This window comes from Lachnobacterium bovis (genome assembly GCF_900111325.1).
Taxonomy (GTDB): Bacteria; Bacillota; Clostridia; order Lachnospirales; family Lachnospiraceae; genus Roseburia; species Roseburia bovis_A.
Genome location: NZ_FOGW01000015.1, coordinates 62843 through 74032 on the forward strand (window position 1 = coordinate 62843; position 11190 = coordinate 74032).

General features: G+C 29.8%; 7 protein-coding genes. All 7 read left to right on the plus strand.

Features of this window, described 5'->3' with window-relative positions:
• Nucleotides 1-35: 35 nt before the first annotated feature.
• The 7 genes from BMY79_RS07790 to radA all read left to right on the plus strand — a co-directional run bounded on the left by BMY79_RS07790 (nucleotide 36) and on the right by radA (nucleotide 10620).
• Nucleotides 36-1070, plus strand: a complete 1035-nt coding sequence (locus tag BMY79_RS07790; protein WP_022750172.1) for a S66 family peptidase — start codon at nucleotides 36-38, stop codon at nucleotides 1068-1070.
• Between the two features lie 119 nt (nucleotides 1071-1189).
• On the plus strand, nucleotides 1190-2308 hold the full coding sequence (locus BMY79_RS07795) for a DUF1002 domain-containing protein (protein ID WP_029067305.1): 1119 nt from the start codon (nucleotides 1190-1192) through the stop codon (nucleotides 2306-2308).
• Nucleotides 2309-2339: 31 nt separating this feature from the next.
• Complete coding sequence (locus BMY79_RS07800) at nucleotides 2340-3632, plus strand: glycosyltransferase family 2 protein (protein ID WP_074730720.1); 1293 nt, start codon at nucleotides 2340-2342, stop codon at nucleotides 3630-3632.
• A 125-nt stretch (nucleotides 3633-3757) separates the two neighbouring features.
• Nucleotides 3758-5092, plus strand: coding sequence for a hypothetical protein (locus BMY79_RS07805; RefSeq protein WP_074730721.1), 1335 nt, complete (start codon nucleotides 3758-3760; stop codon nucleotides 5090-5092).
• A gap of 34 nt (nucleotides 5093-5126) precedes the next feature.
• Nucleotides 5127-7571, plus strand: coding sequence for an ATP-dependent Clp protease ATP-binding subunit (locus BMY79_RS07810; protein WP_022750177.1), 2445 nt, complete (start codon nucleotides 5127-5129; stop codon nucleotides 7569-7571).
• Between the two features lie 985 nt (nucleotides 7572-8556).
• Nucleotides 8557-8970: a hypothetical protein gene (locus tag BMY79_RS07815; RefSeq protein ID WP_022750178.1), complete on the plus strand. Its 414-nt coding sequence runs from the start codon at nucleotides 8557-8559 to the stop codon at nucleotides 8968-8970.
• Between the two features lie 261 nt (nucleotides 8971-9231).
• A complete protein-coding gene (gene radA, locus BMY79_RS07820) occupies nucleotides 9232-10620 on the plus strand; it encodes a DNA repair protein RadA (RefSeq protein WP_074730722.1) in 1389 nt (462 codons plus the stop codon).
• Nucleotides 10621-11190 lie beyond the last annotated feature (570 nt).

Genomic DNA, 11190 nt, shown 5'->3' on the forward strand with positions numbered 1-11190 from the left:
AAAAAATAAAAAAATTATATTTTTAGGAGGAAAAAATGAGATATCCCCACTATTTAAAAGAGAAAAATACAATCGGTTTTGTTTCGCCATCATTTAGTTGCGCAATTGAACCTTATTTTAGTGCTTTTAAAAATGCACAAACAAAATTTATTGAAAAAGGTTATAACATTTACTTAGGTTATAACTGTTATGTAAATAAAGGAATTGGAATTTGTAATACGCCACAAGAATGTGCAAGAGAATTACAAGAAATGTATGAATCTGATAAAAATGATATATTGATTTCATGCGGTGGTGGAGAATTAATGTGTGAAATTTTACCATATATTGATTTTGAAAAATTAAAAAAATCATCTCCAAAGTGGTTTATGGGTTACTCAGATAATACAAATTTTACATTTTTAAGTGCAACGATTTTAGATACAGCGGCAATATATGGTCCATGTGCAGCAACTTTTGGAATGAATCCATGGCATAAATCTTTAGAAGATTGTATGAATCTTTTATCAGGAAAAACTAAAAAAATACAAGGGTATGATGGATGGGAACTTGAATCTCTTAAGACGCCAGAAAATCCATTAGAACCTTACAATATAACAGAAAAAGAAAATTATGTATATTACCCAGCAACTCTAAAAGAAGAAGGAGTAACAATAAAGGGGCGTCTGTTAGGTGGTTGCATGGATTGTTTAAGTATGCTAGCAGGTACTAGATTTGATAAAGTAAAAGAATTCAAAGAAAAATATAAAGAAGATGGAATAATTTGGTTTTTAGAGGCGTGTGATCTCAACGTAATGAGTATAAGACGAGTATTATGGCAACTCAGAGAAAATGGTTGGTTTGAAAATACAAAAGGATTTTTAATAGGTCGTCCTATGCATTTTAATGAACCTGACTTTGGAATAGATCAATATCAGGCCGTAACAGATGTATTAAAAGAATTTAATGTTCCAATTATTATGGATTTAGATATAGGACATTTATCTCCAATGGTGCCATTGATTTGCGGTGGAAATGCAATTGTAAGTGCTCAAAATAATACATTTAGTGTAGAGTATTTATATAATTAACCAAAATTTTAATAAAAAGTGATATACTATATTCGGAGTAGAGATAAATTTTATACACATATTAGACAAAAAAATGTAATAAAATATTTTAGGTAATCTCTAGAGGAGGATGTAACATAATGAAAAAACGTATAGTGAGACTAATGAGTATTTTGATGATAAGTTCAGTGATTTTTATGAATGAAACATCAGCAATATTAGCATCAAGTAACGTAACTAAAACAGAAAAATCAAGTGAATCATCGATTGATGAGACAAATGATACACCGTCGAGTGACGATGAAAAAACAACATCATCAAATAATACTACAGAAACACAATCAAATAACAAGACAACAAATAACAATACAACAAGTAATAGTACACAGACTACAGATAACACAACAAAGCCACCTGTAGAAGTAAAAGAAAAAGGTGATGATGTAAAGGTTAAAGAAGGTGATAAACCATATTTATCATTAGGTAGTGACCTTTCGCCAGAGCAAAAGAACACAGTGCTTAGATTGATGGGCGTTGATCCAGCTAAATTAAGTGATTACGATGTAAATTACGTAAACAATGCGGAAGAACATCAATATCTAGATTCTAAGATTTCTTCTAGCAAAATAGGTACAAGGTCATTATCATCTGTAGTTGTAACTTCAGCACCAAAGGGAACTGGAATTAAAATTTCCACTTATAACATCGGATATTGTACAGTTGGTATGTATAAAAATGCATTAGCAACTGCAGGAATTAAGGATGCTAATATCATAGTTGCAGCACCATTTAGAATTTCGGGAACAGCTGCCTTAGTAGGAACATTTAAAGCCTACAAAAATATGACAGGTAAAGAATTAGATAAAAAAGCTGTTGATGCTTCATTAGAAGAGATAGTTACTACAGGACAGTTAGAAGAAACTGCTGGTGGAAAAAAAGAAAATATCGAAGCAATGGTAGCTGATTTAAAACAGCAAATAGCAAATAATCAATTAAATTCAAAAGAAGATATTAAAAAAGCCATTGATGAGGCTGCTAAGAAATATGATGTTAAGTTATCACAAAAAGATATCGATAAACTACTCGAGTTATTGTCTAAATTTAAAGATTTAAATATTGACTGGAGTGCAGTAAAAAATCAAGCAGAGAGTTGGGCACAAAAATTAGGCATTAGTATGTCAGATGCATCATCTTTTTGGGATAAAGTAGTAGAATTCTTTAAAGCACTATGGGATTTTATTGTTGGATTGTTCAACTAGTACTTTAGTCAGTTAGATTAAAGGGGGAACTATGGATAAAATAGGAGTAGTTGTATGCAATTATAATAAAGCAAATGATTTAGATAAGTGTATTACATCAATATTAGAATCAACATATAAAGCAATAGACATATATGTTGTGGATAATGCATCAAAAGATAATTCCTTAGAGTTATTGCATAGTAAATATGAGGATAAAGTTTTCATTATAGAAAATTCAGAAAATTTAGGCGGTTCTGGAGGCTTTAATAAAGGCTTGAGGACTGCTCTAAAAAAAGATTATAAATATTTAATGTGTGTAGATAATGATGCAATGTTAGATGAAAAAGCAGTAGAAAATCTTAAAGCTTTTTTAGACAGGCACAATGAAAGTGGGATGGCATGTGCAAAAGTATATAATACAACTGCTCCTAATATTGTCCAACAATATGGTATTGAAGTGGATTTTGAAGATTATTGCGTGAAAAGTCCATTTGCAGGTAGATTAGAAGATGGAACGATGCCAGAATATGTATATTGTGATGCAGTGCCAGCTTGTGCACTTATGTTAAGAAGAGAAGTTATTGATAAAATTGGAGTAATGCCAGAGGAAAATTTTCTTTATTGGGATGATACGACGTGGTGCAAACGTGCAACTGCAGCAGGATATAAAATAGCATGTTTAGGTGATGCGAAGGCATTGCATGCGATGGGCGCTAAAAAAGAAATTGTAAATACTTTTCCAACATATTATGCATGGAGAAATTGGATTAAATTTTTTATGGAATTTACAAAAGAAGATGAAATAGACAGAATGTGTGAAGTTTTTTTGAGAAACGTTTTTGTAGCAGTATATGATAGTGAATATAATGAAGAAACATGTCGTTTATCCACTATAATGGCGGCATTTAATGATGCGATTTATGGTAATTATGGAAAGGCATCTGAAGGAATAATTGGAGAAGTAAAGAATTTATATAAAAGGGAAAAAGAAATCGTTAAAAGATATAATATGATTAATATCAAGTCAAATAATCTATTAGAAGAGGCTAAAAATTTAAAACAACGTTTAGAACGATTAGCAATAAAAATGAATGAAAACATAATCGTAAGGATTGATGGGTTAAGTAAGCCAAATATTGTGATGTGTGATTATATTTTTACATTAGACGATCTTAGCTTAGAATATATTTATGCAGATAAAAATGAAAATATTTTATTAACGGAAGAAGATACTTATTTCGTTATGAATTTTGCATATTCAAAAAAGGTTTTCCATGATATGTACAAAGATTTGTTTTTAAGACAAGTAAAAAAGATAAGAAATAAGGAAACAAAGAAATAAAATAATAAGAAGCAAAAATAATAAGAAGCAAAAATTATAAGAAAGACTTGCTTTAGTTTACCTAGAAATAATTCGATTTATATGTTATAAGATAATTCGCTTTTTTTGATTCGTGGAGGAGTTAGATGAAAAATATCAGAAAAAAATTATTTATTATGGCAATTTTTTTATCTATTGTAAGTGTTCCAGAAGGCAAAATTGATGCTGAGACATTAAGTATAAATGTCTTAAAAGAAAGAATAAATAAAGGTGATATTTTTGAAATGTCATTTATAGTATTTGACGGGGATTCTTCGCGTATTGAGGTGAATTATGACAAGGATGTAATAGAATTTAAGGGAAAAAATACATCTGTAATTGAAAAAAAGGATGGCCAGCTAGTTTTAGATGTAGAAAATGAAAAACAAAAAGGTTCAAAAGGAATTATAGTAGATTTTAAGGCAAAAACAAGAGGAGTAACAACTGTCAAAGCGTGTGCTTTTGATTCTAAAGATAAAAATGGTAATGAAACAACAATTAATGCGGTAGCGAAAGTTATAGATGTAAAAAATACTGATGAGATAAACAAAGATGAAATTTACAATGCTGAAATAGATAAAGATGATACTTTAGAAAATTTAGAATACGAAGATAAGGATATTTTATTTTATGGAAATGATAGTTATGAAATTAATTCGGAAATTCCCCAAAAAATTATTCCAAATGATTTCATAACTACAACTGTAAAAATAGACAATAAAGAGTATCCAGCTTTAGTTAATTATAAATATGATATGAAGCTTCTTTATTTAAAAAAACAAATTTTTGATTTGAGTAATTCAAAAAAACAAAAGGATACATCATCACTTTTTATATACGATGAAAAACAAAAAGAAATATATCCATTTTTGCAATTATACACAGATAATGAATGCATTATACCGACTTTTTTAGAAAAAGCTGATATTCCAAAAAAATATTTTGAACGAGAAATAGTTATAAAGAATCAAAAAATAAAGGTTTTAGTATCTAATTATGATGAATTTTGTCTTGTTTACTGTTATAATGATAGTGGAAGTAGAGGGTGGTATAAATATAATATAAGCGAGGGGAAATTTATGAATTATGTCAAAAGTTTAAGTGCTGAACGTTTTTATGAATCTAAAATTGGAAAAGAAGCTATTAATATAGTCGAAAAGGGTGCATCAAAAATAAAAATGAATAATTATAATTATTTGATTTTAGCAGCATGTTTAATCATTTTGCTTAATATTTTGCTAAAATACAAGGCGAATCGCAAAATGAAAAAGCGATTAATAATTGTAAATCTCTTTTCGATAGATGAGGATTTTGTAGAAGAATCACCATCATATGAGTATAGTAAAAAAGATTTACAAAATGTTAAAGATAAAGATGAATTCGAAAGGGAAAGTCAAAGGTTATTAGATAATTCAGATTTAGAATTCATTGATGGAAAGTAGTGCTTAAAAAACTTGTATAAGGAGGCTAATAGACTTGAAAGATTACACACAAAAAGCCAAAAAATCATTAGAGTACGCTAGACAGATTTCAAAGAACTTACATCATAACTATGTTGGGACAGAACATGTTTTAGCAGGTTTACTAAAAGAGTCATCTGGTGTAGCAGCTCAGGTTTTGAAGCTCAATAATGTTGAGCTGATGAAAGTTGTGAATATGATTGAAGAATTTATTTCACCAGGAGAAGATCTTTTAGTAGAAGATAAAGATGGTTTTTCACCTAGAACACAAAGCGTTTTAAAAAATGCTGAAGATGAAGCTGAAAGATTTCATTCCGAAAAAATTGGAACAGAACATCTTTTGATTGCGCTTATAAAAGAAGGAGATTGTGCAGCAACAAGATTATTTAATAGTCTAGGAATAAATAATCAAAAATTGTTTGTTGATATTTTAACAGCAATAGGAGAAAATCCGGCTGAATATCGAGACGAATTTCAGAAAAATAAATCAGGACAAGTTGAAAGTAGTTCAACACCAACATTAGATCAATATTCAAGAGATTTAACAGAATTAGCTCGAGAAAATGAATTAGATCCTGTTATAGGAAGAATACAAGAAAATAATAGAGTAATTCAGATATTGAGTCGTCGTGGAAAAAATAATCCATGTTTAATAGGAGAGCCAGGTGTTGGTAAAACAGCAATTATAGAAGGCATAGCTGAAAGAATTGTTAGTGGAATGGTTCCTGATACAATCGCAGGGAAAAGATTAGTAGCTCTTGATATGTCAGGACTTGTCGCTAAATCTAAGTATAGAGGAGAGTTCGAAGAAAGAATTAAAAAAGTTATAAAAGAAGTTTCTGAAAGTGGAAACATTTTATTATTTATAGACGAACTTCATACAATTATAGGTGCAGGTGGTGCAGAAGGAGCATTAGATGCTTCAAATATTTTAAAACCAGCATTAGCGCGTGGCGAAGTTCAAATTATTGGTGCTACAACAATAGAAGAGTATAGAAAATATATTGAAAAAGATGCAGCCCTTGAAAGAAGATTCCAACCTGTAATAGTCGATGAGCCTTCAGAAGAAGAAACTATCGAAATTTTACAGGGAATTAAGAAAAATTATGAAATACATCATAATGTAGAAATTTTAGATGAAGCACTTGAGGCAGCAGTTCAATTGTCTGAAAGATACATAAATGATAGATTTTTACCAGATAAGGCAATAGATGTAATTGATGAAGCTTCTGCAAAATGTAGATTAGGATTTTCTAATAATTATGAAAAAATTGCAAATTTAAAAACAGAAATTGCAAGTAAAGAAGAAGAACTTGAAAATGCGTTAGCAGAAGGCAATATTGAAGCTGCAAGACAACATAAAGAAGAAAAGAAAGAATTACAAAAAAACTTAGATAAAATATCAAAAAGCCAACAGCAAAAATTTAGACGTAAAAAAATAGTTGTAGGTGAAAAAGAGATTGCAGATGTAATTGCAGAATGGACTAAAATTCCAGTGACTCGTTTGACTGAAAAAGAAGCTTCACGATTGAAAAAATTAGAATCTATTTTACATAAGAGAGTGATAGGTCAAGACAAGGCGGTAGAAGCAGTCGCTAGAGCAGTTCGTAGAGGCCGAGTGGGATTAAAGGATCCAAAACGTCCAGTTGGTTCATTCTTATTTTTAGGACCTACAGGTGTTGGTAAAACAGAAATTTCAAAAGCATTAGCAGAAGCGGTGTTTGGTAAAGAAGATGCAATGATTAGAGTTGATATGTCTGAATACATGGAAAAACACAGCGTTTCAAAATTAATCGGATCACCTCCAGGTTACGTAGGACATGATGAGGGTGGACAACTTAGTGAAAAAGTTAGAAGGAATCCGTTTTCTGTTATTTTGTTTGATGAAATTGAAAAAGCGCATCCAGATGTGTCTAATATTTTATTGCAAGTATTAGATGATGGACACATAACTGATTCGCAAGGTAGAAAAGTTGATTTTAAAAATTGTATCATAATAATGACATCAAATGCAGGAGCTCAATCGGTAATCGAACCTAAAAAATTAGGATTTACAGCAGTTGATGATGAAGAAGCAAATTATGATAAAATGAAATCAAATGTTATGGAAGAAGCTCAAAGAATCTTCAAACCAGAATTTTTGAACAGAATAGATGAGACAATTGTATTTAGAACATTAACTAAAGATGACATGAAGAAAATTGTTACACTATTATCAAAAGAATTGATAGATAGAGCAAAAGAACAATTAAATCTTGAGTTAATAATTCGTGACAGTGCCAAAAACTATATTGTTGAAAATGGTTATGATAAGAAATATGGTGCTCGTCCATTGAAACGAAAAATTCAAGAAGAAATCGAAGATAAATTGGCAGAAGAAATTGTAAATGGAAATATTAATAGTGGTGATAAAGTAATAGTAACTACTTTAAACAAGAAAATCCATATAGAATTAGGCTAAAAAAGGCATGCCATACATAACGAAACGAAAAAAGTATGGCATGTCAATAAAACATAACAATAAAAATATAACGAACACCACAATAACAAACAAAAATTATTACAATAAAAATATAACTAACACCACAATAACAAACAAAAATTATTACAATAAAAACATAATTAATGCCACAATAAAAAAGAAAATACCACAAAAACATAATTAATGCCACAATAAAAAAGAAAATACCACAAAAACAGCCAAGACATATAGCAATAAAAATACCACAAATTAACGAGAACTGTATATGCGGTAGCACAAATTAAGATTCTACAGCACAGATAACGAACGCCACAGCGTAAATAACGAATGTAGCAGTATAAAAAGAAAGTGTCGTAGTATAGATGACGAACGCCACAGCGTAAATAACGAATGTAGCAGCATAAAAAGAAAATGTCGTAGTATAGATAATGAACACCGCATAAATAAGATAGTTATAGAAAATAGAATTCATATAAGAAGAATGAGAATGACTGAATAATATGAATTTTAAGGTTCGAAGACGAAAAAGTTTGGAGAAAATTAAATTTTTCTTAAATGGTTTGTTTATATGGAAATTAGGCGAAAATTATTATATAATACAAGTAATTATAATATTAAATTACAGACTTCTTTTTATGATGAGTCTAAAAGTAACAGTTTAAACTACATAGGAAGAACTGTATAGTAAAAAAGGTATATAATATTCAGGAGGTACGTGCATGATGGATAGAGTGAATATGTAGTTATAGTATCTCGGTTAATCAATATCAATTATGAGTAATTAATAATGTGTAAGCACGTAAATTATAATGAACTCGAAGAAAATAAAAAGAGTAAAACATCTAAAAGTAATCAAGATGTCAAATGATAAAAATGTGTTTGCAAGCATATAGATATATTGATTGAGGATACTGTAAATTTATCAAATTCATGTAGTGAGTTGTGTGGGTACAGGAGGTTAAAAATGGCTGTAGTAAGTGATTTAATACGTAAAGAAGAAAATGGAACTTTAAGTTTTGGTGATTACACACTAAAGACAAAAGCAAAACGTGATAATTTTGATTATCAGGGAAATGTTTTTAAAGTGAAAACATTTGATGAAATTACGAAACTTGAAAAAAATGGAATGTTTGCATATGAATCAGTTCCAGGAACAACGGTTACAAATTTTGTAGAAACAAACAATGGTGCTTCGTTTAATGTTGAAGGTGCAGAAGATGCTCAGATAACATTAGGATTAGACGAAGATAAAACATACAAAGTTAAGATTAATGGTAAAGAAGTAGGTGACATTAAGACAGGACTTGGTGGCAAACTTAGTATAAGTGTTGAATTAGAAAATCAAGAAGTTGTTAAAATAGAAGTTGCCGAAATTTAAGCGAAAATCAAGATTAACCATGAATCAATAACAATTGTAAATTAAGATTATTCTAGAATATGAATAAACCAAATCATAGAATATGAATAAACATAATCATAGGATATGAATAAACATAATCATAGATTATGAATAAAGTTAATCGTTGATTTTTAATTAGTATAATCTATAAATTTGAAAATACAACTAGTGAAAAATAATAAAAAAACAGTAAAGGATTCTAGATAAATTCTAGAATCTTTTACTTTTGTAGAGGTGAAAATGAAACAAAAAGCAAAAAAGACAGTTTTCTTTTGTCAAGAATGTGGTTATGAATCAACAAAGTGGCTTGGACAGTGTCCAGGTTGTAAGGAATGGAATACATTTGTAGAAGAAGTTGTAGATAAAAAAAAGATCAGTTCATCAGGAAAAATTGTAAATACACCCAGAAAAGAAAATAAGACGTTTGCCTTAAATGAAATAAAAATAGATTTAGAAGATAGAACATCAACGGGAATAAAGGAATTAGATCGCGTATTAGGTGGAGGAATTGTTAAAGGTTCGATGACACTTATAGGTGGAGATCCTGGTATTGGAAAATCAACATTGCTATTGCAAGTATGTCAAAATTTATCTTCAAAGGGAGAAAAAGTATTATATGTTTCTGGAGAAGAATCAACTCAGCAAATAAAAATTAGAGCAGATAGAATAGGTCAATTTACAAATAATTTAAGATTATTTTGTGAAACAAATCTATCAACAATACGTGAGATAATTGAAAAAGAAAAACCAAAAGTCGTAATAATTGATTCTATTCAAACAATGTATGATGAAGAAGTGTCATCAACGCCTGGAAGTGTTTCGCAAGTACGTGAGGCAACAGCAATACTTATGCAAATAGCTAAAGGAATGAATATAAGCATGTTTATTGTGGGGCATGTTACAAAAGAAGGTGTAGTGGCAGGACCAAGAGTGTTAGAGCATATGGTTGATACGGTGCTCTATTTTGAAGGTGATAGACATGAATCCTATAGAATCCTAAGAGGGGTAAAAAACAGATTTGGTTCAACAAATGAAATTGGAGTTTTCGAGATGAGACAAACGGGGCTTGAAGAAGTTGAAAATCCATCAGAATTTATGCTTAGTGGTAAACCAAAAGATGCCTCGGGATCTGTTGTAACATGTTCGGTTGAAGGAACAAGGCCAGTTTTGCTAGAAATACAAGCACTAGTCTGTCACAGCTTTTTTAATAATCCAAGAAGAACGTCAACTGGCTTAGATTATAATCGTGTTAATTTGCTAATGGCAGTTATAGAAAAAAGATTAGGGATTCGATTGTCAGATTGCGATGCGTATATAAATATAGCAGGTGGAGCAAAATTAAATGAACCAGCTATAGATTTAGGAATAGTAATGGCGGTCTTATCAAGCCATCTTGATATAGCAATAGATGATAAGATGGTATGTTTTGGTGAGGTAGGATTAAGCGGTGAAATTAGAAGTGTAAATTCGACAGAACAGCGTATAAATGAAGCTCAAAAACTCGGTTTTAAAACATGCGTAATTCCTGATATTTCCAAAAATAAACTTCCTATGATTGAAAACATTAATATCATTGGCGTAAGAAATTTGCAAGATGTATTGCAATTATTATCAAGTAAAAAAGCATAGCCGCAAATAAAAAACGAAAGATTACATAAGTTGATTTTAATGTTGAAAATAATTTTATCTAGAATTGATTTGATGCTATAAAATCATATGATAACAAAAAGTAAGTGACATCAAAATAAACATGTAAATAAGCTAATAATCGAAATTAATAAAAAAACATTAAAATCAAAAAAAATTAAAATCAACAAAAACATTAAAATCAACAAAAACATTAAAATCAACAAAAAAATTAAAATCAACAAAAAAATTAAAATCAACAAAAAAAATTAAAATCAACAAAAAAATGGTTGACAGAAAGAGTTAAAGATGCTAATATAATCTAGCTGACAGCGAAGTGCTCACAAACGAAGGAAACTAGTAAGTGAGAAAGACTTCGATCAGACATCTTTCGCCAGATGATGGCAAGTTTTTATTTGGAAACGATTCGATATAAAGCACCTTGATTGGTGGCAATGAATTAAAAAATAAAAACAAAAAAATGTTGACAAACACTGAGGAAGGTGATAAGATATAGAAGTTGTCGCTGATAAGCGAAACAAAAACTTTGATAACTAAATAGTGAAAAACCTT

Excerpts from the sequence above, each read along its gene's own strand:
- BMY79_RS07790 (WP_022750172.1), top strand. The coding sequence starts at position 36 with ATGAGATATCCCCACTATTTAAAAGAGAAAAATACAATCGGTTTTGTT.
- BMY79_RS07795 (WP_029067305.1), top strand. The coding sequence starts at position 1,190 with ATGAAAAAACGTATAGTGAGACTAATGAGTATTTTGATGATAAGTTCA.
- BMY79_RS07800 (WP_074730720.1), top strand. The coding sequence starts at position 2,340 with ATGGATAAAATAGGAGTAGTTGTATGCAATTATAATAAAGCAAATGAT.
- BMY79_RS07805 (WP_074730721.1), top strand. The coding sequence starts at position 3,758 with ATGAAAAATATCAGAAAAAAATTATTTATTATGGCAATTTTTTTATCT.
- BMY79_RS07815 (WP_022750178.1), top strand. The coding sequence starts at position 8,557 with ATGGCTGTAGTAAGTGATTTAATACGTAAAGAAGAAAATGGAACTTTA.
- radA (WP_074730722.1), top strand. The coding sequence starts at position 9,232 with ATGAAACAAAAAGCAAAAAAGACAGTTTTCTTTTGTCAAGAATGTGGT.